The sequence below is a fragment of the Mesorhizobium sp. M0854 genome (genome assembly GCF_040319815.1).
Lineage (GTDB): Bacteria > Pseudomonadota > Alphaproteobacteria > Rhizobiales > Rhizobiaceae > Mesorhizobium.
The window spans coordinates 33,036-57,165 of record NZ_JAMYOL010000034.1 but is presented as its reverse complement, the minus strand read 5'-3'; the positions used below and the strand labels follow the sequence as shown (position 1 = coordinate 57,165).

Annotated in this window: 29 protein-coding genes and 1 pseudogene; 19 read left to right on the top strand and 11 right to left on the bottom strand. The window is 59.2% G+C overall.

The genetic code is table 11. The annotated features are described in order from the left end of the window. Positions 1–683 precede the first annotated feature (683 nt). The 3 genes and pseudogenes from NKH99_RS32830 to NKH99_RS28935 all read left to right on the top strand — a co-directional run bounded on the left by NKH99_RS32830 (position 684) and on the right by NKH99_RS28935 (position 2,354). Positions 684–1,232 (top strand): Y4lK-related protein, encoded by a 549-nt coding sequence (locus NKH99_RS32830; RefSeq protein WP_502900119.1) that lies wholly within the window; start codon positions 684–686, stop codon positions 1,230–1,232. Positions 1,233–1,460: 228 nt separating this feature from the next. Further along, positions 1,461–1,757: pseudogene (locus tag NKH99_RS28940) on the top strand (beta/alpha barrel domain-containing protein); the annotation flags it as partial. Between the two features lie 144 nt (positions 1,758–1,901). Further along, complete coding sequence (locus NKH99_RS28935) at positions 1,902–2,354, top strand: hypothetical protein (protein ID WP_353017133.1); 453 nt, start codon at positions 1,902–1,904, stop codon at positions 2,352–2,354. Positions 2,355–2,716: 362 nt separating this feature from the next. Here NKH99_RS28935 and NKH99_RS28930 read toward each other — a convergent pair whose 3' ends face one another. Then, positions 2,717–2,935: a hypothetical protein gene (locus NKH99_RS28930; RefSeq protein WP_352452598.1), complete on the bottom strand. Its 219-nt coding sequence runs from the start codon at positions 2,933–2,935 to the stop codon at positions 2,717–2,719. Between the two features lie 553 nt (positions 2,936–3,488). Here NKH99_RS28930 and NKH99_RS28925 point away from each other — a divergent pair. Further along, a complete protein-coding gene (locus NKH99_RS28925) occupies positions 3,489–3,917 on the top strand; it encodes an insulinase family protein (protein WP_352452599.1) in 429 nt (142 codons plus the stop codon). Between the two features lie 40 nt (positions 3,918–3,957). Then, positions 3,958–5,016, top strand: a complete 1,059-nt coding sequence (locus NKH99_RS28920; RefSeq protein ID WP_352452600.1) for a class I SAM-dependent methyltransferase — start codon at positions 3,958–3,960, stop codon at positions 5,014–5,016. Between the two features lie 191 nt (positions 5,017–5,207). Here the strand turns inward: NKH99_RS28920 and NKH99_RS32825 are convergent, their stop codons facing one another. Continuing rightward, on the bottom strand, positions 5,208–5,678 hold the full coding sequence (locus NKH99_RS32825) for a hypothetical protein (RefSeq protein ID WP_502900118.1): 471 nt from the start codon (positions 5,676–5,678) through the stop codon (positions 5,208–5,210). A 382-nt stretch (positions 5,679–6,060) separates the two neighbouring features. Here NKH99_RS32825 and NKH99_RS28910 point away from each other — a divergent pair, with 382 nt between their 5' ends. Then, positions 6,061–6,186, top strand: a complete 126-nt coding sequence (locus NKH99_RS28910) for a hypothetical protein (RefSeq protein WP_023722890.1) — start codon at positions 6,061–6,063, stop codon at positions 6,184–6,186. Between the two features lie 66 nt (positions 6,187–6,252). Here the strand turns inward: NKH99_RS28910 and NKH99_RS28905 are convergent, their stop codons facing one another. Both NKH99_RS28905 and NKH99_RS28900 read right to left on the bottom strand, forming a co-directional pair. Next, on the bottom strand, positions 6,253–6,711 hold the full coding sequence (locus NKH99_RS28905; protein ID WP_031195338.1) for a hypothetical protein: 459 nt from the start codon (positions 6,709–6,711) through the stop codon (positions 6,253–6,255). Positions 6,712–6,836: 125 nt separating this feature from the next. Next, positions 6,837–7,439: a hypothetical protein gene (locus tag NKH99_RS28900; protein WP_352496338.1), complete on the bottom strand. Its 603-nt coding sequence runs from the start codon at positions 7,437–7,439 to the stop codon at positions 6,837–6,839. 96 nt (positions 7,440–7,535) lie between these two features. On the opposite strand from NKH99_RS28900, the gene NKH99_RS28895 reads away from it, so the two are divergent. Further along, complete coding sequence (locus NKH99_RS28895; RefSeq protein WP_353017130.1) at positions 7,536–8,084, top strand: helix-turn-helix domain-containing protein; 549 nt, start codon at positions 7,536–7,538, stop codon at positions 8,082–8,084. A 134-nt stretch (positions 8,085–8,218) separates the two neighbouring features. Here the strand turns inward: NKH99_RS28895 and NKH99_RS28890 are convergent, their stop codons facing one another. Genes NKH99_RS28890 through NKH99_RS28875 form a run of 4 tightly spaced genes read right to left on the bottom strand, consistent with a single transcriptional unit; the run spans position 8,219 to position 11,402 of the window. Next, complete coding sequence (locus NKH99_RS28890) at positions 8,219–9,535, bottom strand: sensor histidine kinase (RefSeq protein WP_353017128.1); 1,317 nt, start codon at positions 9,533–9,535, stop codon at positions 8,219–8,221. After that, positions 9,532–10,077, bottom strand: a complete 546-nt coding sequence (locus NKH99_RS28885; protein ID WP_352453449.1) for a putative pterin-binding protein — start codon at positions 10,075–10,077, stop codon at positions 9,532–9,534. The genes NKH99_RS28890 and NKH99_RS28885 overlap by 4 nt, the downstream gene beginning before the upstream one ends. Next, positions 10,067–10,768 (bottom strand): FkbM family methyltransferase, encoded by a 702-nt coding sequence (locus NKH99_RS28880; RefSeq protein WP_352453448.1) that lies wholly within the window; start codon positions 10,766–10,768, stop codon positions 10,067–10,069. Before NKH99_RS28880 ends, NKH99_RS28885 begins: the two co-directional genes overlap by 11 nt. Positions 10,769–10,772: 4 nt before the next feature. Next, positions 10,773–11,402, bottom strand: a complete 630-nt coding sequence (locus NKH99_RS28875) for a response regulator (protein ID WP_352453447.1) — start codon at positions 11,400–11,402, stop codon at positions 10,773–10,775. Between the two features lie 133 nt (positions 11,403–11,535). Here NKH99_RS28875 and NKH99_RS28870 point away from each other — a divergent pair, with 133 nt between their 5' ends. Continuing rightward, positions 11,536–11,886 carry a hypothetical protein gene (locus NKH99_RS28870; protein WP_352496339.1) on the top strand — a complete coding sequence of 117 codons (351 nt, stop codon included), beginning with the start codon at positions 11,536–11,538 and terminating at the stop codon, positions 11,884–11,886. Here the strand turns inward: NKH99_RS28870 and NKH99_RS28865 are convergent. The 3 genes from NKH99_RS28865 to NKH99_RS28855 are packed head-to-tail and all read right to left on the bottom strand — an operon-like array spanning position 11,883 to position 13,191. Further along, positions 11,883–12,047: a hypothetical protein gene (locus NKH99_RS28865; protein ID WP_352453445.1), complete on the bottom strand. Its 165-nt coding sequence runs from the start codon at positions 12,045–12,047 to the stop codon at positions 11,883–11,885. The genes NKH99_RS28870 and NKH99_RS28865 overlap by 4 nt on opposite strands. Further along, complete coding sequence (locus tag NKH99_RS28860; RefSeq protein WP_352453444.1) at positions 12,044–12,592, bottom strand: thermonuclease family protein; 549 nt, start codon at positions 12,590–12,592, stop codon at positions 12,044–12,046. Before NKH99_RS28860 ends, NKH99_RS28865 begins: the two co-directional genes overlap by 4 nt. Then, positions 12,589–13,191 carry a hypothetical protein gene (locus NKH99_RS28855; RefSeq protein ID WP_353017125.1) on the bottom strand — a complete coding sequence of 201 codons (603 nt, stop codon included), beginning with the start codon at positions 13,189–13,191 and terminating at the stop codon, positions 12,589–12,591. The genes NKH99_RS28860 and NKH99_RS28855 overlap by 4 nt, the downstream gene beginning before the upstream one ends. Before the next feature lie 67 nt (positions 13,192–13,258). Between NKH99_RS28855 and NKH99_RS28850 the strand changes: the two genes are divergently transcribed. The 11 genes from NKH99_RS28850 (at position 13,259) to virB11 (ending at position 24,127) form a co-directional block, all read left to right on the top strand. Then, a complete protein-coding gene (locus NKH99_RS28850; protein WP_353017123.1) occupies positions 13,259–13,927 on the top strand; it encodes a lytic transglycosylase domain-containing protein in 669 nt (222 codons plus the stop codon). 12 nt (positions 13,928–13,939) lie between these two features. Continuing rightward, positions 13,940–14,254: a TrbC/VirB2 family type IV secretion system protein gene (locus tag NKH99_RS28845; RefSeq protein WP_023720448.1), complete on the top strand. Its 315-nt coding sequence runs from the start codon at positions 13,940–13,942 to the stop codon at positions 14,252–14,254. A gap of 3 nt (positions 14,255–14,257) precedes the next feature. Next, positions 14,258–14,551, top strand: a complete 294-nt coding sequence (locus NKH99_RS28840) for a VirB3 family type IV secretion system protein (RefSeq protein WP_352829608.1) — start codon at positions 14,258–14,260, stop codon at positions 14,549–14,551. Further along, positions 14,548–16,950, top strand: coding sequence for a VirB4 family type IV secretion/conjugal transfer ATPase (locus tag NKH99_RS28835; protein WP_353017120.1), 2,403 nt, complete (start codon positions 14,548–14,550; stop codon positions 16,948–16,950). Before NKH99_RS28840 ends, NKH99_RS28835 begins: the two co-directional genes overlap by 4 nt. Further along, entirely contained in the window at positions 16,934–18,091 is a 1,158-nt protein-coding gene (locus NKH99_RS28830; protein ID WP_353017119.1) for a transglycosylase SLT domain-containing protein, read from the top strand. The genes NKH99_RS28835 and NKH99_RS28830 overlap by 17 nt, the downstream gene beginning before the upstream one ends. Positions 18,092–18,100: 9 nt before the next feature. Beyond that, a complete protein-coding gene (locus NKH99_RS28825) occupies positions 18,101–18,835 on the top strand; it encodes a type IV secretion system protein (protein ID WP_023785080.1) in 735 nt (244 codons plus the stop codon). A 273-nt stretch (positions 18,836–19,108) separates the two neighbouring features. Then, on the top strand, positions 19,109–20,062 hold the full coding sequence (locus NKH99_RS28820; protein WP_353017116.1) for a TrbL/VirB6 family protein: 954 nt from the start codon (positions 19,109–19,111) through the stop codon (positions 20,060–20,062). A gap of 66 nt (positions 20,063–20,128) precedes the next feature. Continuing rightward, positions 20,129–20,848, top strand: coding sequence for a VirB8 family type IV secretion system protein (locus NKH99_RS28815; protein WP_352453435.1), 720 nt, complete (start codon positions 20,129–20,131; stop codon positions 20,846–20,848). Next, positions 20,845–21,642: a TrbG/VirB9 family P-type conjugative transfer protein gene (locus NKH99_RS28810; RefSeq protein WP_352453434.1), complete on the top strand. Its 798-nt coding sequence runs from the start codon at positions 20,845–20,847 to the stop codon at positions 21,640–21,642. The genes NKH99_RS28815 and NKH99_RS28810 overlap by 4 nt, the downstream gene beginning before the upstream one ends. Then, on the top strand, positions 21,642–23,105 hold the full coding sequence (virB10, locus tag NKH99_RS28805; protein WP_353017114.1) for a type IV secretion system protein VirB10: 1,464 nt from the start codon (positions 21,642–21,644) through the stop codon (positions 23,103–23,105). The genes NKH99_RS28810 and virB10 overlap by 1 nt, the downstream gene beginning before the upstream one ends. Continuing rightward, complete coding sequence (gene virB11, locus NKH99_RS28800) at positions 23,102–24,127, top strand: P-type DNA transfer ATPase VirB11 (RefSeq protein ID WP_353017112.1); 1,026 nt, start codon at positions 23,102–23,104, stop codon at positions 24,125–24,127. Before virB10 ends, virB11 begins: the two co-directional genes overlap by 4 nt. Positions 24,128–24,130: the final 3 nt, after the last annotated feature.

Sequence of the window (24,130 nt, the reverse complement as noted above, 5' to 3'; positions counted from 1 at the left end):
CCGACAAAACCGACCAGAGCTTCAATGCCATCATTCATCTCGCTGCTGCCGTCATCAACTCCAAATGAATCTCAACAAGCCCTAGGTCGTGTAGATCAGGTTTGTACACACCACTTAGCTATACGCGGGGGGCGATAATGCCATCGAAGAACAAATGGCGCAGGTATTGGGTATCGATCCGTCGGAGCACCCAATCCCGCCCGCAACGCGGTTCGCAGCCATCTCGACCGATTGGTGGACTCCTGACTGCGGGATCTAAGGAGCTTTTCCTAGCCTATAGCTAAATGGAAAGACGCCCATCCCCTCGATTGAGCCAACCCAGACCCAACCTACTGGACTCCAGAGCGAAAAGAGCGCGTGCGGCTCGTGCGACTTGTGGGGAAAAGGAAATGGCGCCTCGGCATGACTGACTCCGACTGCCTGAGCGCCGGCTTTCAGTGCGCGCAAGGGGAGCGTTCCGGTGGCCAATGCTGCTGTTGGAACGGAGCAGGTGGGTTGTTCTAGCAACACGGTTGAGTGTCCGGGGTGCCAACAATGAACAAATGCGCAGGAACACTCGATCCGCGCCTTCTGCAGGCCTGCCTACAACCTGTGCAAGTGCACAGGTAGCGAAGGTGCGCGCATTCAAGCACGTTTGAGCGTCGGCGCAATTTCCATGCCGACCACCAACGGAGATATCTGCGATGACCAGCAACATGCGGCTAATGAAAACGAGCGAGATTCCCGCCTTCGTCGACAAGGTGATCGAGGCTGGCTGTGATATCTGTGCGATCGGTCACTTAGGCTATTCACTGGGCGATGTTGACGGGAAGGTACCCTGGCGCAAGGTAAAAAGAATCGTGGAAGAGTTTGGCGATCGTGATCACCTGCTACCGGAGATCGTTGCCTATCTTCGCTCGATAGGTCGGTACATAGAACTCACGTCGTCGACAAACGACGGCCGGAGACCGCACAAAACAGGCACTCGAAATTGGAGCATAAAGGACGGGTCGGATACGATTGTCGAATCCGGCTCCTTCACCGACATGACGAGCTCGACTTCCGGACGGGTATTGACGCCAATGAGCTGTGGTTTGCCCAATAGGGCAATAACCTGGTCTTCTCGTACTGGGCACCACGGACAAGGGTCGGTCAGCCCCCCAGTGGCATTGCGATGTGCTGTCGTTTATGACTCTGGCACCATAGTTCAACCCGATAACCGCAGTTTACTGAGAGAATCCACAACTTCGTAGCTGCGGCAGGAGAGAACCAAGCAACAGCTAGAAAACCGCCGCCGAGTTCCATAATAGCGTTATGAAATGTCCTGATCTGGCAAAATAGGAATGTCGCTCCTGCTTGTGCCTTGCCAGTCTCTCGCCTTCGAGAGCGGAGAGATTGCATCTTGACTGAAATCGCATTGAGGCCCTTGTCGAGGGTTATAGAGCGGCGGATGACGAGCGTTGCCGCCGCAAGCGTGGCTGGCGCGAGCAAGCGTAGGTCATCTCGTCAAAATCGAAGTGGAGGTCGATACGCTGATCCAGTTGGAGGAGGCACTTGGCTTCGTCCCCGACGCTATCCTGCTCGACAACATGTCGGTCGATGAGTTGCGCCACGCGGTGGCGATGGTTGCCGGGCGGGTGGTCACCGAAGCATCGGGCCGGATTACGCTCGATATGGCTGCGCAGATTGCTGCGACGGGCGTCGATCTGGTCTCCATCGGCTGGCTGACCCATAGCGCGCCGATCTTGGATATCGGACTTGATTATGGGGACTCATAATCGACTGATGGACGGCACCGGGCGGATAAGTTTTCCGGTCACCGTCAAGCGGCTAGCAGAGAAGCCGTAAAGGCCAGAAACCAGGGAACAGGATGGAAATGGACGCAACGATTTCGACGAAGACGATGCCGCCAGGTCAAGCACATGACTTGGCGCGAAATGCGCAACAAAGGCTTTCGTGGCCAGATCGGCGTCGTCTCTGAATGGGCGCGGCGCAGACGCCTTGCTGAAAGGACCGATCAAAGCGCACTTGCCCGCACGCCTTCGGCACGAAGCATCGCCAGGCTCATGACGCTGGCGCGTGACGACCTGTCCAAATCGGACGCTGTACTGATCGGGGCAATCGAGAGCAATGTTCCTGACCTCGGTCATCGCGCGAACGCTGATCGACGACTTTCAGCAGATGATCCGATCAAAGGCGGCCGCAAAACTGGACACTCGGCTGGACGGCGCGAAGGCAAGCCTCGTCGGCTCCTTTGCAAACAGGGTCGAAAAGGACATCGCCGCAGTCCGCAACGCCATCATCTCTCCGAGCGGCAAACGTACGGCCGCGCCAAGATTGATCTGCTCCAGGCGCGCCTTGTCGGTGCAACTTAGGCTGTGGCCGCAGCGAGAGTGCCGAATGAGGAACCCGTTTAAGGGGTGATTCTCGTCCAAACGGTTCGGATGGGCGGTCGTCCGCCAGCAACTTCTCCTTGCTAAGTAATCCGGCATCCTCGAAGGCCTCGCGCCAGTTCGAAGCGCATTCATATCCCCCTCCGCAGCAGCACGCGCAAGCATCGTCACAAGCCCCGAGCCGCTTCGCGTTCGGCGCTGTCCAATTTCCGACAATGTCGGATACGCAACGTAGCAGGGTCAGATCTACCAGACTGCGTATAAATGGTTTTCTCATTTGGCACGGTACATGCACCATCATCCGCAAACGCGTGCCCGACGAAAGAAGACGTCGCATGATCACCTCACCAAAACATACCGCCGCCGCGGAACAAATCACTTCGCCCCGAACCTTGCTTATCGTCCGTCCCGTCACCACAACCGGAGCCATCCGCTTCGTCTTCGACGGCGGCACCACGCAGGACTCGGCTGACAAGGAGGGACTGGCCAATTTGATGACCGGCCTGTTCGACGAGGGCGCCGGCGATCTCGACAGTGATGCCTTCCAGGCGACGGTTGACCATGCCGGGGCCGAGATGAGCTTCGACGCGCAGCGCGACGGCATTTATGGCAGATGCGCATGCTGCCCGAACGGAAGGACGCCGCCTTCGATCTGCTCAGGCTCGCGCCTAACAGCCCCCGCTTCGACCAGGAGCCCGTCGACCGCATCCGCGCCAAGCGGCGCAGAATCTACGGCACGCATCCTTATTCGAGGCCGGACGAGGGGCACCAAGGAGAGCCTCGCCGGCATAACGCCGGTCGATCTAGGCGCCCTCCACAAGGCCGCTTTCGTCGGTGACGGGCTGCACGTAGCGGTCGTCGGCGACATTGATGCCAAAGGCCTGAGTGAAAGGCCCCACGACTCGGTCGGCGATTTGCCTCAGAAGCAGGCGATCGCGCCGGTGGCCGATGTCGCCCCGAGCTCGGCCGGCGTAATTGGTCGCCTACGACCCGCCGCAGACTTCGCTGCAGCTTGTTTTTCCCGGCATCGGACGCAGCGACTCGGAACTCTAAGCCGCACAGCTGATAAGCAAAATACTCAGAGGCTCGCCATTTACCTCACGTCTGTTCCAGGAAGTGCGCGAAAAGCGCGGCCTTGCTTACGGTATCCATTCCAGCCTGAAAGACCACCAGCATTCCAATGCGCTTGTCGTGACCACGGCGACGCGCGCCGACAGGGCGGCCGAGACGCTCGGGCTGATACGCCACGTGATCAGGGAGTTGGCGGAAACAGGGCCGACAGAGGCCGAGCTAAAAGCGAGCAAGAAATATCTGATCGGCACCTATGCTACCAACAATCTGGATTCCTCCAGTTCGATTGCAGCCACGCTTGTCGGGTCTTGGCATCGGCTACACCAGTGCCGCGCCGCCCTCATCGATCGACCAAGTCGAGGCAGCGGCGAAGAAGCTGCTTTCGGCCGAACCCGCCATTATGGTGGTCGGCCCGCGCGTGGACGCCAAAGAATGGGCCCGGGCTCCAATTTCGCCATTCTTCTCCCCTTGTGAGGCTTTTACTGGGAGAGATCGAGCCCAAAGGGAGATTCCGATGTCTGAAGCGAGTCAGGAAAAGTTGGACGCATTCTTGGGGAAAATGGTCGGCGATCTCGGTGCGATCGCTACGGGCGCGGCTGTCTTGCTGGGCGACAGACTCGGCCTGTTCAAGGCATTGCGCGAAGGCGGCAAGATGACGGCCGCCGAACTTTCGACACGCACCGGTACCCAGGAGCGCCTTGTAAGGGAATGGCTTTCCGGGCAGGCGGCGGCGGGCTACGTCGACTACGATGAAGCCAACGACCAGTTCTATCTCAACGCCGAGCAGGAGCTGGTGTTCGCCGATGAAAATAGCCCGGCCTTCATGGCTGGCGCATTCGAGTTCCTATCCGCGCTGTGGCTCGACGAAGAAAAGGTGAGGCAGGCATTCCAGTCCGGTAAGGGCGTTGCATGGCACGATCATAGCGCGTGTCTGTTTCGCGGTACGGAACGGTTCTTCCGTCCAGGCTATAATGCCAATCTGATCGACTCCTGGCTGCCGGCCCTGGAGGGCGTAGTCGAGAAGCTCGAACGCGGCGTGGATGTCGCGGATGTCGGATGCGGTCATGGCGCATCGACGGTGCTCATGGCACGTGCTTTCCCCAATTCGCGCTTCGTCGGCTTCGATTATCACGCCCCTTCGATCGAGCGCGCCCGCAAGGCCGCCGAGGAAGCCGGCGTCGGCGCCAACACGCGCTTCGAGGTCGCGGCCGCCAAGACCTATCCCGGCACCTATGACCTCGTCGCTTTTTTCGATTGCCTTCACGACATGGGCGACCCGGCGGGCGCCGCCACCCATGTCCACGGGTCGCTCAAGCCGGATGGCACGTGGATGATCGTCGAGCCGTTCGCGCATAATCATCTAGCGGCGAACCTCAATCCCGTCGGACGCGTTTACTATGCCGCTTCCACGTTCGTGTGCACGCCCGCGTCCCTGTCGCAGGAAGTCGGGCTCGGGCTTGGCGCCCAGGCCGGCGAGGCGAGGCTACGCAAGGTGGTGACCGGCGGCGGCTTCAAGCGATTCCGTCGCGCCACGGAGACGCCGTTCAACATGGTGCTGGAGGCCCGTCCCTAGCGCGGCCGTCGCTAGAAATTGCAGCTCATCGCTTTCTTGCCACTTCGTCGATCTCCTGTTCCACCAAGGGGATGGCCGCTTACCAAGTCGGGATCGGACGATATTCGACGAATCTATAGAGATAAGGAATTATCTTCCGATTTTCCCGGACCGGTGAGAAAATCGGCGTGCTGACGCGTCATTAGCATTAGCTATAACATCCGATTGGCGGCAAACCGCGAGGGCAGACCGGCCAGGCTTGATCGTGGCGATCGGCGCTCCGTTGCCCGGTGCGGCCCGCGCCGCAGATTGTCACCACCGGCACGTCGCGCTTTTGGTCGTTGATCGGCGTCGCCGCCGTGATAGCTGCCGTTGAATCGGGCCCCGAACTGCCGCTCGGCGCCGAAACGCCCGCTCACATCGAGATGCCCGCCGCCCTGGGGGCTCGACCGTGTCAGATCGACCTCGGCCCGCGCGCTGGGGATGATATTGGTCGTACCCCCCGAGACTGCTGTTCGGCGCGATGCCATAAAGGAGCGCCACCGGTCCTTTGAGAACCTCGATCGCTCGATATAATCGGTGAACAAGCGATAGGTCGGCGCGACCCCGAACACACCATCGAACGCGACCTCGCCAAAATTTCCTTCATTGATCGGAAAGCCGCGAATGTAGAAGGAATCCAATATCCCGCCGGTTGAATGGGTGCTCCGTACCAAGGATCATTGATCATCACGTCGTCCACCCTGCGTGCGCCCTGATCCTCGATCGTTTGCGCCGTGTAGCTGCCTAGGTTGAACGGCGTATCCATGATGTCGCGATTGCCGAGCAGGCCCAGGCGCCCGCCTCGCGCGACTTGTCCGCCCGGATACGCTTCCGGCAGATTGTCGATCGTTGCGGTCAGGGGCAGGCCGCCCAGCCCCACCACCACGATGCGCTCGAGCACCGTGCCATGGAACGTTCGTTTCATTGTTGACAGGTTAGTCATGCAAGACCTCCTGACCATCCTCACCCAGCTCTCGTCAGGCAAGGCAAAACGTTCTTGGTCCTTGGCGTGAGGGGACTTGGATGAGGAAATCTGTTGGGCTGTTCGCTGCGCTGGCCGTGATGGGTCAGGACGCCGCTGCGCAGGAGTCGACGGCTGATCGTCTGATGAAACTAGACCGGGAAGACGGTTATGCCGGACTTTTCTGAAACGCCGGTGGCTGGCGCCCGAGGTCAGAACATATCGGTTTTCGCTCGCCTTCCCTCTCGGCTCACTCACTTGTGCGGCATACAATAGACGCCCTCGGATTCCATGAGTACCGCGCCGCCCTTCAACTCGCTCATTGCGCCGACCCAGGCTTCCGAATAAGTGCGGCTGGCATCCACGGCCGTCAGCCAAAGAACGCGATTGTCAGCCAGTTCGACTTTAACTTCCTGCTGCAAAGGGCTTGCCTGCACGGTCTGTTGATAGTGCCGTTTGATCCTGACATTGCTGGCCGGGAACTCAGCTTCGTTGCTGCCATAGTTCAGCACAAACCTAGTATGGTCCTCGGCCACTGTGCAACTGCCGTCACGCTCACACACGATTTTGGCGGCGGTCTTGCAGTCCCATTTCAGTGAAGCGGGCCACATCGGATTGTCCGCGCTCGATCGCGGCTTCTCGCTCTGGCTAGCCACCGCCAAGCCTGCCCATGGGCCCATTATCGCAGTCGACAGGAGCAGCGCCTTCAACACTTATTACCCTTCCCTGATCCAGTACCGTATTGCTGTCTCGAAGCTATCGCTGGCGTCGGGGTGAATGAACCGGACAGACACGCCTTGTGATCCTCATGGCGACTCATCCTGCGTGATCGCCTGGCTTATGGCATGTTGAGATTGAACCAGCTTTTCTGGCGCATGCCGTTCGCGTCGTCATACTCGATGAACCAGGGCTTTCCGCGCACCGGCCGAGAGATGGTGTAGTAGGTGGGGCCATTACCAAGGGAATGCCCTCTATCGTTGCCCGTGATCTGGATTTTTGCCGTCACCAACCTACCGTTGATTTCGATCTGGGCCTGTCGAGATCCGTTGTCATGGTCTTGGCCGAGACGACTATTCGTGAAAGTGACGGGCAGCGTGAGCCTGTCGGAGCTGATACGACAGATGTTCCGTTCTTGCATCATTCCTGGCCGATCGGAGTCGTAGCTGCCAGCTGCTTGCCAGCCAGCTGGACAATCCTCATACTTCTCGAATCTCGCGGCGCTGGAGTTGGCTTGTGGACAGGTCGGCCAGTTAAAACCCGGCGCTTTCATCGCCGCAATCAACTTGTAGGTTGGCGGGTGGCAAGAAGGAGTGCCCTGCCAGTCACCGGACAGGCAGAGGAGGACCTGACAGCCCCATTCCGATGCCTGTGATTGGGATGGAAGAGCCGCGGCGCCCGCGACGGCGGCGGCACCCACCAAGAGATATTTCAGTACGATCATAGCCTTTTCCTCGCTGCGGTTTCTGATACTTTACTATGGATCATCCGCGCGAAAAAGGACAGATCGAGAAGGCAGGTTGTGCGACTACATCGATTTATGAAACGAGACGACGCGGGCCTGGTCAACAACCCGTTGCGCGCCAACATTGCTCTGGCGCTCGAGCGGGAGAGAGCCAGACGTGGCCTATCCCACATGCACATGGCCGAGCTGTTTCGGACCGCCGAGGGCGAAAAACTGGCGTATCGAACCTACATCCAGACCGTGCGACAGAAAAACAATGTCACCCTGACCACGTTGCAAATCATGGCAAGCGGCTTGCATGTGTCAGTTGCAGACCTGCTCGCGGGCGGAAAAAAACTTACCCAATGGGCGCATCAGTTGGACGAAAATGCGATCCGCAAGCGTCTGGCGCACATCATCGACATTGAGCGAAAACGACGCACTTTGCTCCGCTATGAGATGGCCGAGCTCATCGGCGTGGCGGAGGCGACATTCATGAAATTGGAACGCGCAAGCGGCAATATCAGCGTCGACACGATTGCCGCGATCGCCAAGGCGTTGAAACTTGATCCAGCGACCTTCCTCTTTTCCGATAAGGTCCCGCCGTCAGCTGATCCACTGTTTCTGACGCACCCGGAGGCGTAGGTTCTCATTTCAGAGTGCCGTGAACTTCCAGCGTCATCATCCGTCTAAGCTGCGCTAGACAGAATGCCTGGCAGGTTTTCGCCGTAATAGCGCATACCGGTGCAATTCAGGTGAAAATGGAGCAGAGCTGACAATTAGGCGCGCCACGTGTGTACCTTTTTTCGCCCGCGCCTGAGGAACGACTGCCATGACGTGGCGGCAGTCGAATGCACCGGAATCCTGATCTCTACGGTTGTGCCGGCACCGGGAGCGCTGTTGATGATGAGCCTTCCTTTCAGCGTCGAGACCATCTGGGAACATGCGGTCAGTCCAAGGCCAGTATGATTTCCAGCTCGCGTTGAAAAGAAAGGTGTAGTTGCCTTCACAACGATTGCAGGCGACATGCCTGCGCCGGTGTCCGCCACATCTAGTACGAGGTAATTGCGCAGGAGGAAGGGACGTCGCTTGACTGTCGCGGAGATGAGAATTGGGGCGTCTCTGGTGCCGGATAGAGCGGCAAGAGCGTTTTCTATCAGCTCATTAACGACCAACCGTAACGGCGTCGCCGGAACAGGTTGCAGACGTGCTTTAGGATCGACCAAAACTTGCACCAAACTGCTGCGATCGTGCGCGAGATCCTCGAGGAGTGGGCCGAGCGCCACGGTGCTGGAATCCTGTGGCGCATAGGCGATCTGAAGGACACTGTTGGTGATCGATTCCAGTTCAGTAGCAGCACTGCGCGCAGCCTCAAGCATTTCGCCGCTCGGTTGCTTGTCTGGTTGTGCGTGCTCAAGGAACAGCCTCAAGGCTGTAACCCGCGATCGGGTCATATGCGCAAAGAGCGAAGCGAACGAGCGCATATGCTGGTCACGGCGATTGGCCAAAGCATAGCGCTGATGGATAACGAGATAAAAGGTGGCACCCAGGCCAAGTGCGATGGCAAAGGTGAACCAGTTGCGCGAGGCCGCAATGTCGATGCTGGCGGTCTGCTGCAAGGTGGCACTGTGATCAACGGTAGAGCTGGAAATCTCGTAAATTGACTGTTCCAGCTTGGCCATGTCGGCAATGGCTTGGGTGTAGTTTGTACGCGCTGACACAAGAGGGGCAATTTTCTGTTCGAGGGTTAGGCCAATTCGGCCCAGGAGTTCGGCATCGTGGTCGGGAAAAAAGCGGTTCAGATAGGGCAGGTTTTCCAACTGCGCGACGTTGACGTTCACCAACGCCATTTGTCGATCGATGTCCGCATCAAGCTTGCCCGTCTCGTCGGCAATGCGAAGATAGCCATAGACTCGTATAAGGCGCTCGCGAATCTGTGCCGCGCGCCACTGAATCTCGAAAGTCTGATTGAGGATGGCATCCGTCTCCTGACGGTAGCGGTTCGATTGCATGAATGTCCACGCACTCAGCCCAAGCGCTGCAGCCATACCGAGATACGGCAGAACAGTGAGCAAACGGCCGTTTAAGAACTTCATTGCGTGGCGCGCAGGATGACTGGGAAAAACACCCAGATCGAGTTTCTTGCGGGAACATATGAAACAGGCAATTGGTCGAAGGGCCAAACAATGAAGATGGGGCCTTTCTCTACCATGCTGATCGGGCGGAAATCCTGGCCCGGCGGGCAATGCGAGCCGGCCTTGTCACTCTCGTTGCAACGACGTTCGATCGCCAGGATCGGATTATAAGACCGGATTTCGTCCATATGAATGTCGGAAACGAAGTTGTCATAGGCGACAACTTTGACCTCCTGCACGGCGGTGACTCCGGCCTTGGCAAGCACATTTGCAAGCAGCGGCCCACGATATTCGATTTTCTCGTTGTCGCTCGTCCAAGGCGTACGCGTGTCATAGGTCTGTTGTGGAAAGTCTGCCCGCAGCTGCTTTACTGAAAAAACGGCGACAGTCTTGCCGCTGGCGTCTTGAACCGACACTTCGTTGGGATCGAGCGGAATTTCCTCGGCGGCGCTGGCGAGCGGAAGGGCCACGGCAAATATAACGGCGAGAGCATTACGCAACATCTTCCACATCCTCGTATTCGCGGGGTCCATCGTTCTTGGCGAAGAGCACGCAAGGTCCTCGGGAGCCCCGCGGATCGTAGGCAAATCCCTTTTCTGCCAGTGCAAGCGTGATGTCTCGGATGCCGTCAAGGCCATAGAGATGGTCGTGCAGCTCAAGAAAGATGCGCTCAACCCCGGGCAGCTCGGCATCCTGCAGAAGTTCTTTCTCAGCACCTTCAATGTCCATGACGAGGGCGTTTATTCGATGATCGGTGATGAAACGATCGACGTCGGCCGAGACGATCGAAAGTTCGCGCTCGTAGGGTCCTTGGTCTTTGTCCGTGGAAGACATCCAAAGGTCGCGGCGAACGTAGAAGGTGAAGGACCGCGGCGGGCCGGCTGTGAGGATACCCTGGGAATATGTGACATTGTCGAGATCGTTCGCCGCTATCACGCGTTTCGCTAGCTCCGCCGTTGCGGGATTTGCTTCAAAAGCCCATACCTGAACGCCGGGGATTTTCGCGATCAGTGCGGTGATGATGCCGATACCCGACCCTAGCTCCAGTACGCGATCGCGCGCCTTGACCGCCCTGAAGATCCACTTCGCCTCCTTAGCCTCATAGCTCTGGCTTTGAAGCGCTCGCCAGATAACCGGCGAAACATCCTGTGGTGCGACAGGAACCTTGATTCCATGGACGATCATGGGCGCCATTGGCTCACAGCCCCCGCGGGAGCCGATGGCCTTGCCGCATGAGCTTGGCGCGAGCCTGCTTGTAGTATTTCTCGGCCGAGCCGGGCTCAATGGCAAGGCGATCGGCCATGAGAGAAAAGATCTCCGTGCGTTTCACGCCGGGTGCACGGTGCGCCATCATGTCGATGGCCTCCTGCTCGCGCGGTGTAAGGGCTGAAAATCGGTAATCGGGTTTGGTCATGACAACCCGCGAAAGGCGCAAGGAGAACCCCTTGGTGGAAATATCGTCCAGCACGTCGCTGAACACGCCGGGCGCAAGACCGGTCTTGCCGAGATAAGCGGCAGCGCCAATTTGCCGAAAGCCATCTGCCTCGCAACGGTTATCGGAACCGGTGATGACAATATGAATTGCACTGGGTGAAGCCTCGATGATCTTGTCAACGACTGCGACGCGATCCCCCTGTGAGGTGGGATCAAAGCCAGGCAAGCCAGGATCGATGACGACCAGATCAAAATAATTGTTTTGAAGCTCGGCAGTGGCGATCGTCAGCGTCTCAGCACCCAGGACGACGCATTTTTCGAAGCTCGCTTGCACTTCGTTCATCAGTGCCAGACGCATTAGTGTCTGGTCTTCGACCACCAGGGCACGAAACATCGGAAGCCAGTTCCTTTACGCAGGCGCCCCCCGCCCCTATCTCGCAGAATTCGTCGCTTCAAAAAAGGGATGGTGTCGCCCCTTTTTCCTCATTTCGAGAGGTACCAGTATGTAACCGAAGAACGCCAGGGCGATGACGATGCCTCTTCAACAGGTCTGCAGCGATGGAAAGATGGCAGCGGCTGAAGGCGTCGCGAAACTGATTGCGGAACATCGTCAAAGCGTCGCCACGCTTGAACTTATCGGCAAGCGATGGATGGGGGCCGAAGGGCCGGACGCGATCGTGCTGGGTGAGAGACTGGACGCGGCCATGGCGGAGGAGGCCGCTGTGCGAAGGCGTGCTGCCACTGCTCCAGTAGCCACTATCGCGGAAATGAAAATGAAGGCTGCTTACTTCCAACGGCTGACGGCTCATGGCTGGTGCGAGATTGATGTCGACGATTGGCGCGCGTTGCTCGGTTCCTTCACGAAACTGCAGCCCTAAGAAAAGATCGTCGAAATCCATGAGACCACGGTATTCCAGGCCGCATAGAGTCCTGCCGGCACCAATATGATCGCGATGAATGCAGCGGCTCCACCAATAGCACCGTCACCGCGTCCTTCGACGGGATAATAATATCTGTGCGCTTCATCGTCATGCTTCATTGTTGTCTCTTCGATACTTGGCTCAGCAGCAGTTGCACAGGATGCTCAAACGTCGTGCCCCACAAACCTGCACGTTTCATCTTAGCGTTGATTTCCGCGACGAGGTAGTTCTCATTGACGGCTTTGCCCTTTGCTGTCGTTGCGGCAAACGCGTATCCGGTCGCTATGAGCGCTGTGCCAACGTCGATTGTTTCGCCATTGAGCTGCGCACCGCACACGACAAAAACCGCCTTGTCGAGGGCATAGCCGATTGGCTGGCATGTAACCGCGGCGCTATCGAACAGGGCAGCCAGGTGCGCCAGCGAGGTGTTCCCGCAATCGATTTTGTTACCATTTGGCTCTTCAGCTGACGTGCCTCGAAGACATGACTGGACGCCATAGAGGCGGAAAAGGTGATCTCCGTCACGCCAGGTATCTCCGGTCAGCAGTTGAGCCGATTTCGATACCGCGAAGGGCGTTGGCACGGCAGACTCGGATGCCTCCTGGGCCTGGGCCGAAGCGCACAAACCAAATGCGGCCAGCACTGCGAAGCTCGCCTGCTTCATTCCTGGAACTGTCCACCGAGGTCGGCGGAATGCTCGAGATCGGGGCGCAGCGACTTGCCGTCCTTGTTACGTCCGATTGCCGCCATGTCGAAAAAAACCATTTCGTCATCGTCGTAGGCGACGTTGTACGGGTCGTTTGCACTGCCCGCACCCACGAGCGAGAAACATGACACCGCATCGGGTTCACCCTTCCTGCTTTGCAGCACAAGTGTTTTGCAAAGCACGACAGATGCACGATCGTTGTAGATTGCCCCTTCATAGTCCCGCGCGGCCTCCGTGCAGTCCCATTGCTGCGTCTTATAGGTAATCTTCGGTTTTGGGCAGGCCGCGAGGCCGCGCAGTCGATACGTCACGCCGTTGATGACGCGCTCGGTCGCCGACGGCACCTTAACCGGCGAGATAAGGGCGGCCGCATCGCGCTGAAAGAGCGCGCCTTTTGCATCATAGCGTTCATAGACGAACACCTTCTCGCCCGGCTTGGCAAACTGGAGCAGGTAGTGCTCCGACGGCTGGGCAAAGGCACTCGGGGCGTCGGCGCCGGCAGCATAAGCCGCGGTGCCCTGAAGCAGCAAAACCATGCAAAGGGCCGTCTGTCTCATCGAAATCCGTCCTTGCGATTACATACAGTGTTGACACTTTACTAGGGCTGCGTGTAGCCATAGTAAAGTGTTAAATTTTGGCGACACTATGAACGCTCGATTCGCTCTCCTGCTCACCCTGTGTGGCGCCACGATGCCGTTCAATGCGCACGGCCAGGACCTGGCATCAGACCGCGTTGCCTTTGCAACACCGGCGCAAGCCGTTGCCGCGGTCGGGGCGCAAAGGCCGGGGGCGTGTACGACCGGAAATCGTGCTGAGGTCTCCCAACTTGTGCGTTCAATCGCGCAAGAGGAAGGGTTCGACGCCGATCTGGCCGAGGCAATTGCATGGGCCGAAAGCGATCTCGGCGCCAGTCAGGGTCCGTCGAAGGCCGGAGCCCTAGGGATCATGCAGCTGATGCCAGGCACGGCGGCCGATCTCGGCGTGAGCGACCGTTGCGACACAGAGGCAAATGTACGGGCTGGCCTCCGCCATCTGAAGTCACTCTATGACGAGTTCCAGGATCCGCTGCTGATGCTGGCGGCTTACAACGCCGGGCCCAACAGAGTCTACAAGGCGCAGGGCATTCCGGTGAATCCGGAGACGGCGGAATACATCGTGAAAATACTGAACCGCTGGAAGTTCGGCGGTGTCGTGAAGAAGTCTGCCCCGGCCAAATCCGAAACGCTCGCGGCCGCACCGCCAGCAAGCGAGGACGCTTGGCAGGAAGGTCATGTCATGGATTTCGGCAACTGAAAGGAGCCAAGGGTGGAATACAGGAAAGCGGGCAAATTTGCCCTGAAACTGGCCTTGGCCTCGGCGGTCGGAATAGCTCTCGCGCCAGCCACTGCGTATGCCCAGTCGGCGGCACCGGTCGAAAATGTGCTGGAGTGGTTCGTCGGAGTTCTGCAGGGCAACATAGCGCGTTCATTCGCCATCATCGCGGTCTGTTTTCTCGGCTTCCTCGCCATGACTGGCCGACTGGCGTGGATGATGGCCTTTTCCATCATCATTGGCATCGCTCTGATCTTCGGCGCTGCCCAGCTGGTGGATGCGGTTCGCGCGACCGCCGGAGGCAGCTGAGGCATGGATGATGAGGAAGTCTATGTCGAGCCGGTCAGTCTGCCACTAACGCGCCCCCCGATGAAATGGGGGGTGCGCTATGAGGTCTTTGCACTGAACGGGATCCTGGCGGTGATCGGCTTCATTGCCACGAGCAGCTTCATGCTCGGCATTGGCGTGTTCGGCGTGGTGCATCTGGTTAGCGCATATCTGTGCCAGCGCGACCCCTACATGTTTCATATTTTCGAGCGGTGCGTCTCCAAACGCGGAGCGGTGGCGAACCTTACTTTTTGGGGCGCCAGGAGCTATTCGCCATGAGCCTCGATGCCGACCTGAAATTTGGCCGTGAGCGCCGCCGTGAAAAGCCCGCGGCGATGCACATCCCGTACCTTCGCCATGTCGATGACAATCTGATCGTGACGACGAGCGGCTTTCTTGTCGGCGTCATCCAACTCAGTGGCCTGCCGTTCCAGACGATGGACCAGGCCGAGCTGAACAGCCGCATGTTCAACCGCAACACGACTTTCCGCAATCTCTCGACCTCTCGCTTCGCGGTCTACACAACGATCATCCGCCGCCAGGTCACACCGGAGATTGAAGGCGACTTTGACAATCCTTTCGTGGCCGAGCTCGACGCCCGCTACATGGATGAGCTTGGGGCGAAAAACCTGTTCGTCAACGAAGCGTATCTGGCAGTCATACGCCGACCGATGGTCGGCCGCGTCGGCTGGGTGGACAAGGCGCTCAATGCGTTCCGCATCAGCACCGCGGGCGAAGAAACCCGCGAAGAGGCGATGGCCGAACTGCATGACGTTCTCGAGGGCGTCGTCAAGGATTTCACGGCTTATGGTGCGCGTCTTCTCGGCGTCGTGAAGCGCCGCGACAGCTTCTTTTCCGAGCCGGCGGAATTTTTGGCGAAGATCCTCGCCGGCGGCGTCGACGTGGAAATGCCTTTGCCGCGCATGAGCCTTGGCGATGTGCTGGCGACACGACAGCTGTTTTTCGGAAAATCCGCGCTGGAACTTCGCGGGCCGGACGCCGCCAAACTCGGCGCCATGGTATCGATCAAGGAATACCCACCGTTCACCGCTCCGGGCTCATTGGACGGTCTGTTGCGCCTGCCACATGAGTTTGTCCTGACGCAGAGTTTCGCGATCGAAGACCGTGTAACCGCGATGCGCAGGATCAACACGATCGCCAACCAGGTCGAGGGCTCGGACGAGGCGGGCACGACGGTCGAGGAGTCCGTCCACGACGGCGCCGACAAGCTGGCCGGCGGCGAAGTCGTCTTCGGACAACATCACATGAGCGTCATGGCATTGGCGCCCGACATGACTGGCCTCAACCGTGCGCTATCCGACATCACCGCCGAGCTTTCGCGCATGTCGATCGTGCCGGTTCGCGAGACGCTGAACACGGAATTGGCGTTCTGGGCGCAATTACCGGGAAATTTCAGCTACATCGCGCGACGTGCGTTGATCTCGTCACTTAACTTCGCCGGTCTTTTCTCCGGACACAATTTCCCGTCCGGCCAACGTGAGCGGCTGCATTGGAAACGCCCCATCGCTTTGCTCGAAACGACCAGCCAGACGGCCTACTATTTCAATTTCCACGTTCACGATGTCGGCCACTTCACGGTGTTCGGCCCGACCGGCTCGGGCAAGACCGTCGTGCTGTCGTTCCTGATGGCACAGGCCATGCGCATCATGCCGCGGCCGCGATGCGTTTATTTCGACTATATGCGCGGCGCTGAAATTTTCGTTCGAGCGCTGGGCGGGCGCTACGAGGTGATGGAGCCTTCCCAGCCCACCGGGTTCGCGCCATTGCAGCTCGAGGACACCGCAGAAAACCGTTCTTTCCTGGAAGATCTGCTCATCTACATTCTAACGCCGGAAGGCGGCGCGCTGGACGTGGCGGAGATGCGCGTCATCAATGCAGCCGTCGACATGATCTACAAGGTCCCGCGTGAACAGCGGACCTTCGACCTGCTGCCGGAAGTGCTGCGCGGCTCCCTCATGCCTGGCATGAACGATCTGGCGGCGCGGATACAGCCCTGGCTCGACCCGAAGGACAAAGGCTGGCTTTTCAACAATCCCGTCGATCTCATCGATTTCTCGAAACCCGTCGTCGGCTTCGACATGACCAGGATCCTGGGCGACAGAAAGCTGCGCTCGGCGGCGTTGCTCTACATCTTCCACCGCCTTGAGGAAGTCATCGATGGCTCGCCGATCATGCTCTTCCTCGATGAAGGCTGGAAGCTGCTGGACGACGAGGTTTTCGCCGCTTTCATCAACGAGACGCTGAAGACCATTCGTCGCCGCAACGGCGTGGTCGGCTTTGGCACGCAGACGGCGGAAGACGTCGTCAGTTCCTCCATCTCGTCGTCGCTGATCGAGCAAACGAAGACCAACATTTTCTTCCCCAACCCGAAGGCGAGCAAGGAGTCCTACATGGAGCGCTTCTCGCTGACAGCGAAGGAATTCGAGTTCGTGCGCCGAACCGCGAAGGAAACACGCACCTTCCTCGTCAAGCACGACAGCGACTCGATCGTCGCCAAGCTCGATTTGTCGGCGATGCCCGATCTTATCAAGGTCTTGTCCTCGAACGAAGCCAACAGCAAGGAATGCGCACGGCTGCGGGAGACCTTCGGCGACGAGCCGGAAATGTGGCTGCCATACTTCTGCGGATGGGAGAACGAGCATGACGAAGCGGCTTAGCAGCGCTTGTCTGGCCGTGGCTCTCGCGACGGCGGAAAGCATGAGCGTGGCTATCGCTCAGATCGCGGTGATCGACGATTTGAACCTCGACAAGCGGCAAGAGGACGAGCAGCACAGCAAGAAGTCGGATGAAGCCAAGAACGACGAAACCGACAAGAAGAAAAGCGTCGTCTGCACTTATTCGAACAAATACCGCTCACAGATGTTTCGCCGGTCGCCGGCCGACGCATTGCAGCGCGACGCGGGCAACGTAAAGCTAATCCGCTACTATGCGCAAAAATACGGCGTTCCCGAAGGCCTGGCGCTTTCCGTTGCCTATCAGGAATCGCGCTTCGACACATGCGCCGGGAGCCACACCGGCGTCAAAGGCGTCATGCAGCTGACCAAGGGCACCGGCAAGTCCATGGGACTTGACCGCGACGTGAACGAGCAGAATGTCGAAGGCGGTGTCAAATATCTCGGAATGGGCGTGAAGCAATGCGGAGCGACGAATTACAGCTGTCTCGCTTCCTTCTACAACGGATCGAACGCAGGCGAGCAAAACCAATGGGCCGGCGGTGTCGGCCGCTGGAACAGCTACTTCAACGACTATGTGTCGAGCGGCAACGCTCCGGCCGCCGCGCCACCACCCTTCTCGATCGTAACGGCCGACGGCGCAGGCGGCTTTGCCCAGGACGCGGCCATAGGCACGGTCAGGAAGGCGGCTGGCGGCCTTGATGCAAGCTCATCGCAGATGGGCGCCAACGCCGCTGCAATCGACGCGCTAGCGGGCAACGTTGGCCAGGTGACCGAATACAAGGACGCCTGGGAGCTGAACTCGTCGGCTCGTGGGATCAACGCCGATGTCACCAACCAGTACCTCGCCCAGGCGGGGGATTTCACGGCGTTGCTGGCCCAACTTCTCTCGTTGCAGAACGTTCAGGCATCGCAGTCGTCCAAGCTGGTGCAACGGCCGAAGAGCGGCTCTCCAAACCCGTTCTCTTGTGATCCCGCGGAACTGGAACGGTTGAAGATCGATCGCGGCCGATGGCCACCATGCGCGGTTGAGAACGCGGGAACAAGCTCAGCCGACAGCCGCTCGATGATCATCACCACTGACCCTGCTGGCGCTGCCAGCGTGATCGATTCGCTACAGCAATAGGAGGCTGACATGAAGAAATTCGCGATTGCCGCCAGTCTGGCGCTTTGGGCAAGCACGGCCCACGCACAGATTGCCGTCATTGATGGCGCCAATCTCGATGTCGCCCGCAAGAATGCGGACAACACCAACTCCATCATGGACTCCAACAAGGATATTCTGAAAAAGAGCGAGGAGATCCTGCAGGCTCTCAGCGGCAGTCGTGACGGTTCGCTTGGCATCGGACAAATGGGCCTCGGCGGCAACATGTCGATTGCCCAGGCGCCGTCGTTCGGATCGATCCTGAACGGCGGTGCGCTTTCGTTTGGTGGCCTGTCGCCCGAAATCCAGAAAATCGCCGGCGCGGTCATCAATGGCCTACAACTGGTGAAGCAGCTCCAGCAGATTGCCGGCAAGGAGACCAGCGCCGTCAACACCGCCTATGGCGGCAGCGTCAATGTGGCCTCGCTGCTAAGCGCATTGACCTCGCAGGCTTCGCAGGGCGTTACCCAGCGCCAACAGTCTCTGCAGTCAGCGAGCGGGCAGATCGGGCAGTCGCAGGACGTCAAGGGTTCGGTGGACCAGAACACACGAATGCAGCTGGAAAACGCGCGCGCCGTCAACGAACTGATCGGCGTCCAGAACGGCGCGGTCGCTGCCCTTAATGAGAAGCTGAAGGGAGATCTTCTTCGCCAGAGCCAGGTGCAGAAGATGATGACACCGCGCACCGTCAATCCGTTCGCGGAATTCGGCAAGAGCGGAGGCTGAGCGCTTGTCGCGGCGAGTCCTGCGCATATGCGTTGTGATTGGGCTCGGCGCAGGGCTTTTTGGATGCGCAAATCGCGAACTGAAAGCGCCGTGCGGGGCTTTGTCGTATATCCACGCCGACGAATGCGGCGCGCTGAAGCCGGTCAATTCAACGCCGTTCGCCAGCATCATTGACGAGGATCCATGAACGGTCTCGCCGCAAGCATCCTCGGTGGCATTGACAACATCGGCGAGGACTTCGTTCGCACCGTCTATATGCAGTTGGGCAATGCGATGGGCAACGTCTTCACCCTGATGCTGACCCTCTATATCGCGTGGTGGGGCTATTCGATCCTGAGCGGGCGAGAGTCGATTTCGCCAATCGAAGCGGCCTATCGCCTGGGCCGCGCCGTCATCATCTATCTGCTGCTGACCGGATGGGGCACGTTTTCCGCGACGATATACCAGCTTGTTCAAACCATTCCAGATGAGGTCGGTAAGGTAATCGTCGGCGCCGTGTCGCGGGCCACCGGCAATCAGCTTAGCGACCAGGCAGCAATTCCAGCGCTGATCGACAACCTCTACCAAGGGGCGCAGGACGTAGCCAATCAGGTCTACAGCGGATCCTTCTATGACATTTTTGGCGCGCTCTTGTCGCTGCTCGTCCTGCTGTCTGCCATCATCTTCGCAGCACTCGCCATTGCGGCGATCATCGCCGCCAAGGTGATGTTGTTCATTACGCTGGCCTTGGCGCCGATATGGATCATTCTTTGGCTTTACCGCTGGTCCTCGCGCATGAGCGAAGGCTTCCTTTCGCTGACCACCTTTCTGATGATCCAGCAAATCCTGATTTACGGCTTTCTCGGCTTCTACTTCTCGCTCGTCAACGCGGCGCTGAACACCGCCACGTCCGGCGGAGCGACCATGGACAGCAAAATGTCGCTGGTGCTGCCCTTGGTGCTGGTGACGATCATCGGGATCTACGTTCTCATGCAGATACCGTCGATTGCTTCGATCCTGAATGGCGGCGGATATCTCAGCACCGTGGGCGCATACAACCCGTATAGAAACTTCGGCAGAAACGCTGTGCGCTATTCCGGCGCGCGATGGGCCGCCGGCCGCGCCGCTCGGGGGGCCCGGCAGCTCGCGGCAAACAGTTTTCGATCTTCGCGAGCAGCTAGGGCGGATGCCGCAACCCGGTCCGCCATCCAGCAAGGTGCGCGCGATAACTCCAGGCCTCTGGCCTAGAACACAAGAACGATCACCGATCGCGGCCTGGATCAGGATGTGTCGCGCAAACGAGGCAATGGTAAATTGTCAAATCCAGTAGAAGCAGCTGCTGACCGCAGCAGCGAACTCGTCGACAAGCGCTATTACAGGGCGGGCGCGACTTGGGAAGACGACACGCACAGGTCAATGCGTCGATCGCGTACATTGGCCTGGATCGTCAGCGGCATTTCGGGACTGGTTGCGGTGCTGTCGCTGCTGGCGCTCGTGCTGATCCTGCCACTCCGGCAGTTCGAACCGTACGTTGTCGAGGTCGACAAATCGACGGGCTACCTCGAGATCATGCGCGCGCTGAAGCCTGGAGATTTATCGCAGAACGAGGCCGTCACGGCGGCCAATCTTGTGCGTTACATCAGGGCCCGCGAAACCTACGATTCGCGAGAACTGAAACAGAATTACGACCTGGCACAGCTCTATTCGACCGACGCCGCGTCCAAGGATTTGACATGGCTTTTCACGCCTGCAAATCCGCACTCGCTGGACAAGATTTTTGGCCGCAATGTCACTGTCTCGGTCGAGATCAAGTCAGTTTCCCTGCTCAATCGCAATACAGCCTCGGTGCGCTTTGCCACGACGACGCGGCGGGACAACTCGTCCACCGCCGACAATTGGGTGGCGGTCATAAAATTCCGCTACACCTCAACGCCGCTCAAGAACGAATGGCGTTTCGACAACCCGTTGGGATTTCAGGTTACGGATTACCGCCGCGACCAGGAATCGGCGCCGGCCGCGGGGAGCCTGCAATGAGATGGCGCGTGAGCCTCGCCCTGTCGGCCACCCTTCTGCTCGGCACGATGCACGGCGCGGCCGCACGCGACGGCCGGATCCGATATGTCACCTTCAACAACGACGACGTGACGTCGGTGCGCGCCGCCCTTGGCATTTCCACGATGGTCGAGCTCAGCCCGACAGAAGTCATCGAAACCGTGTCGGCTGGCGACACGAAAGGCTGGTCGATCATCCCCAAACGCGGATCGCGATTTCTGTTCGTAAAGCCGCTGGAGCGCGATGCGTGGACCAACGTCAACGTGGTCACCAACCGGCGCGTCTATTCCTTGCTGCTGCAGGCAACCGACAATAGCCGTGACCGGGCATCGTTCCAGGTCCGGTTCAAATACCCGGACGAGGATATCAACGCGCGCCTGCTCTCACAGGCCAAAGAGAGCGCCGCCGATCCGGATTTGAAGGACCTGAACTATGCCGATCTCAATTACGACTATGCCTACAAGGGTGACGACAGCTTGAAGCCGCGCACCGTATTCGACGACGGCACCAAGGTGTTTCTGGAGTTCAAGGACGATATTCCGGCGATCTTCGTTGTCGACGACAAGCGCAATGAGTCGCTGGTCAACGTTCGCACGCAGGGCAAATACACAGTCATCGACAAGGTCGCGCAGCAATTCACCTTGCGGGCCGATGGCAAGACGCTCTGCCTCTACAACCGGGCGCGACCCAACGCCATCGATCCCGTCGAGCAAGTCTACGGTCCAACGAAACTGACAGGCGGTTCCACCCTGTTCGGATCCAGCGGAGGGCGGTGATGACCCAGATCGATTATAACCAACTGGACGGCAGCCCGACGCTCGCGCGCCGCGGTGCGGGCGTGGGCACCAGGATCGCCCTGGTCGGCCTCGGCGTAGTGTTGGTAGGCGCGCTGATATGGCTTAACTGGCCCCGGGAGCCGGTATCGCGTGATGTTAGCAGCGATGGCGAGGAAAACTTCAATCCGCCCGAATTCCGCCCGCCGGCGTTGAACGACCCGCCTCAACCTGCCGACGGCACCATCGAGCAGATCGTGGTGCCGCCACCGGCCGCCGACCAGAGCGGCGCGCAACAGGCTGCCAATGTCGATCAGACCGTGCAGGAGGGTGCCGACCTTGACGCGCAGCGGCGCGCGCTGGAGGCGCAAATGGCGGCAGAGGAGGCTCGCCGCAAGGCCGAGGCGGAAGAAGCCCGCCGCGAAGCCGCGGCAGAGGAAGAGGCTCGCCGTAACGCAGAGGCCGCCGAGCGCGAAAAAGCGGTGTGGGAACGCCTGCGCTCGAACCAGATGGTGACGAATGATCAAACCGGCTCGACGGATGCCGGCGCCCAGGCGGCGCAGGTCGAGATCGCGCCCGACGGTCAGATCATTCCGGTCCCCGGCGCCGACAGTGATCCCAACAAGGCATTCCTGGCGCAGTCTGAGGCAAGTTCTTCCGGCATCGTCAAAGCCAGGGTCTTCCGACGCACCGATGCGTTGATCCCTGAAGGCACGATCATTCGCGGCTATTTGGAAACCGCGATCAACACTGACCTTCCCGGCGCGGTGCGCGCTGTTGTGCGTGAGGATGTCTTCTCTCTCGACGGCAGGCGGATCCTCATTCCGAAGGGCTCGCGCCTGACCGGAGAATACCGCTCGGGGCTTGCGCGTGGTCAAAAGCGTGTTTTCATCGTCTGGAGCAGGGTAATCCGCTCGGATGGCATTTCCGTCGACATCAAATCGCCTGGTGCCGACGCGCTCGGCCGCGGCGGCATGGGCGGCCGTGTCGATACGCACTGGGTTGCACGGTACGGCAACGCCATCATGCTTTCCGTCGTTGGCGGAGTCTCTGAATATCTGTCCTCGCTTGTCGATAGCGGGCAAGATGGCCAACAGCGCCAGGTGTCGACAATCGATCCCGTAACAGGTGAGACCACGACCGTAACTTATGGTGGCAATGGCTCGCAGCGCGACGCGCGTAGCATCGCCTTCGACAAATCATCGACCGCCCTGCAGCAACTCGCGCAAGAGGCGTTTCGTGATACGCAGAACATTGGCCCGACGGTCTACGTCGACCAGGGCACATCGGTTGTCGTGCTGGTGCGCCGAGATCTCGATTTCTCGGATTTGTACGCCGATCCTGTCCAGGAAGAAGTTGCACGCCTGAAGGCAGGCGGGCGGCCGAAGACGGCGATCGATCCGACGCCTCTATACGGCACGCCGAAGGATCATTTCTATCCCGGCTATCGGAGCGCGGTGAAATGAATGCCGTGCATCCCCTCCCCGACCCATGGGCGAGAGCCCCGGTCCTGCGCGCTCATCTGGAGCCGATATGGCCCTATTTGAACGAAGATGCGGTGTCCGAGATTGCGATCAACAGGCCGGGTGAATTGTTCATCGAACGCCTCGGCGCGAAAGAGATGGAGCACGTCGTCAAGCGAGAGGTCACACCCGGCTGGATTAGGCATATCTCGACCGGCGTCGCCTCGGCGACCAACCAGGTCATCAACGAAGAAAAGCCGGTCCTGTCGGCCGCTCTTCCCTCGGGCGAGCGCATCCAATGCATCTTGCCGCCGGCGGCTCCCGAAGGCGGGGCGATTTCGATCCGCAAGCAGGTCATCATAGATATGAGCCTTGATGCCTACAACGATCTCGGCGCATTCGAGAACACGGCGATGGGCAGCGGACTTGCGCTGTCAGCCGAAGAAAAGCGACTTGTCGAAATGCTGCACGACACTTCGCCGATGGAGTTCCTGCAGTATGCGGTACGCAACCGCGTCTCGATCGTTGTTTCAGGCGGTACGTCGACAGGCAAGACGACGTTTTTGAATGCCCTCCTGAAGGAGATCCCAGCCCATGAACGGATCATCACAATCGAAGACACCCGCGAACTGAGGCTGCCGGCCCCCAACAACGTTACCCTGATAGCCTCGAAGGGCGACCAGGGGCTTGCCAAGGTCTCCGCGCAACAGCTGCTCGAGGCCTCGCTTCGCATGCGGCCCGACCGTCTGCTGTTGGGCGAGTTGCGCGGCGCTGAAACCTTCGCGTTCCTCCAGGCGATCAACACCGGCCACCCGGGTTCGCTCACCACCGTTCATGCCAATTCCGCCCGGTCCGCCTACGAGCGCCTGGCGCTCATGGTCATGCAGGGCAGCTCGGGCCTCGCACGAAGCGAAATCCTCGACTACCTGCGCGAGGTCATTCCGGTGGTCGTGCAGATGGTCCGCACCGAAGGCGGACGGCGTGGCATCAGCGAGATCAAGTTCACCAAGGCGGAGACGATCTAGCGG

Bases quoted from the DNA above. Each gene is read 5' to 3' on its own strand.
- NKH99_RS32830 (WP_502900119.1), top strand. From the start codon at position 684: ATGACCAGCAACATGCGGCTAATGAAAACGAGCGAGATTCCCGCCTTC.
- NKH99_RS28935 (WP_353017133.1), top strand. From the start codon at position 1,902: ATGACTTGGCGCGAAATGCGCAACAAAGGCTTTCGTGGCCAGATCGGC.
- NKH99_RS28930 (WP_352452598.1), bottom strand. From the start codon at position 2,935: ATGGTCAACCGTCGCCTGGAAGGCATCACTGTCGAGATCGCCGGCGCC.
- NKH99_RS28920 (WP_352452600.1), top strand. From the start codon at position 3,958: ATGTCTGAAGCGAGTCAGGAAAAGTTGGACGCATTCTTGGGGAAAATG.
- NKH99_RS28910 (WP_023722890.1), top strand. From the start codon at position 6,061: ATGAGGAAATCTGTTGGGCTGTTCGCTGCGCTGGCCGTGATGGGTCAG.
- NKH99_RS28900 (WP_352496338.1), bottom strand. From the start codon at position 7,439: ATGATCGTACTGAAATATCTCTTGGTGGGTGCCGCCGCCGTCGCGGGC.
- NKH99_RS28895 (WP_353017130.1), top strand. From the start codon at position 7,536: ATGAAACGAGACGACGCGGGCCTGGTCAACAACCCGTTGCGCGCCAAC.
- NKH99_RS28890 (WP_353017128.1), bottom strand. From the start codon at position 9,535: ATGAAGTTCTTAAACGGCCGTTTGCTCACTGTTCTGCCGTATCTCGGT.
- NKH99_RS28885 (WP_352453449.1), bottom strand. From the start codon at position 10,077: ATGTTGCGTAATGCTCTCGCCGTTATATTTGCCGTGGCCCTTCCGCTC.
- NKH99_RS28880 (WP_352453448.1), bottom strand. From the start codon at position 10,768: ATGGCGCCCATGATCGTCCATGGAATCAAGGTTCCTGTCGCACCACAG.
- NKH99_RS28875 (WP_352453447.1), bottom strand. From the start codon at position 11,402: ATGTTTCGTGCCCTGGTGGTCGAAGACCAGACACTAATGCGTCTGGCA.
- NKH99_RS28870 (WP_352496339.1), top strand. From the start codon at position 11,536: ATGACGATGCCTCTTCAACAGGTCTGCAGCGATGGAAAGATGGCAGCG.
- NKH99_RS28865 (WP_352453445.1), bottom strand. From the start codon at position 12,047: ATGAAGCATGACGATGAAGCGCACAGATATTATTATCCCGTCGAAGGA.
- NKH99_RS28860 (WP_352453444.1), bottom strand. From the start codon at position 12,592: ATGAAGCAGGCGAGCTTCGCAGTGCTGGCCGCATTTGGTTTGTGCGCT.
- NKH99_RS28855 (WP_353017125.1), bottom strand. From the start codon at position 13,191: ATGAGACAGACGGCCCTTTGCATGGTTTTGCTGCTTCAGGGCACCGCG.
- NKH99_RS28840 (WP_352829608.1), top strand. From the start codon at position 14,258: ATGGATGATGAGGAAGTCTATGTCGAGCCGGTCAGTCTGCCACTAACG.
- NKH99_RS28835 (WP_353017120.1), top strand. From the start codon at position 14,548: ATGAGCCTCGATGCCGACCTGAAATTTGGCCGTGAGCGCCGCCGTGAA.
- NKH99_RS28830 (WP_353017119.1), top strand. From the start codon at position 16,934: ATGACGAAGCGGCTTAGCAGCGCTTGTCTGGCCGTGGCTCTCGCGACG.
- NKH99_RS28825 (WP_023785080.1), top strand. From the start codon at position 18,101: ATGAAGAAATTCGCGATTGCCGCCAGTCTGGCGCTTTGGGCAAGCACG.
- NKH99_RS28820 (WP_353017116.1), top strand. From the start codon at position 19,109: ATGGGCAACGTCTTCACCCTGATGCTGACCCTCTATATCGCGTGGTGG.
- NKH99_RS28810 (WP_352453434.1), top strand. From the start codon at position 20,845: ATGAGATGGCGCGTGAGCCTCGCCCTGTCGGCCACCCTTCTGCTCGGC.
- virB10 (WP_353017114.1), top strand. From the start codon at position 21,642: ATGACCCAGATCGATTATAACCAACTGGACGGCAGCCCGACGCTCGCG.
- virB11 (WP_353017112.1), top strand. From the start codon at position 23,102: ATGAATGCCGTGCATCCCCTCCCCGACCCATGGGCGAGAGCCCCGGTC.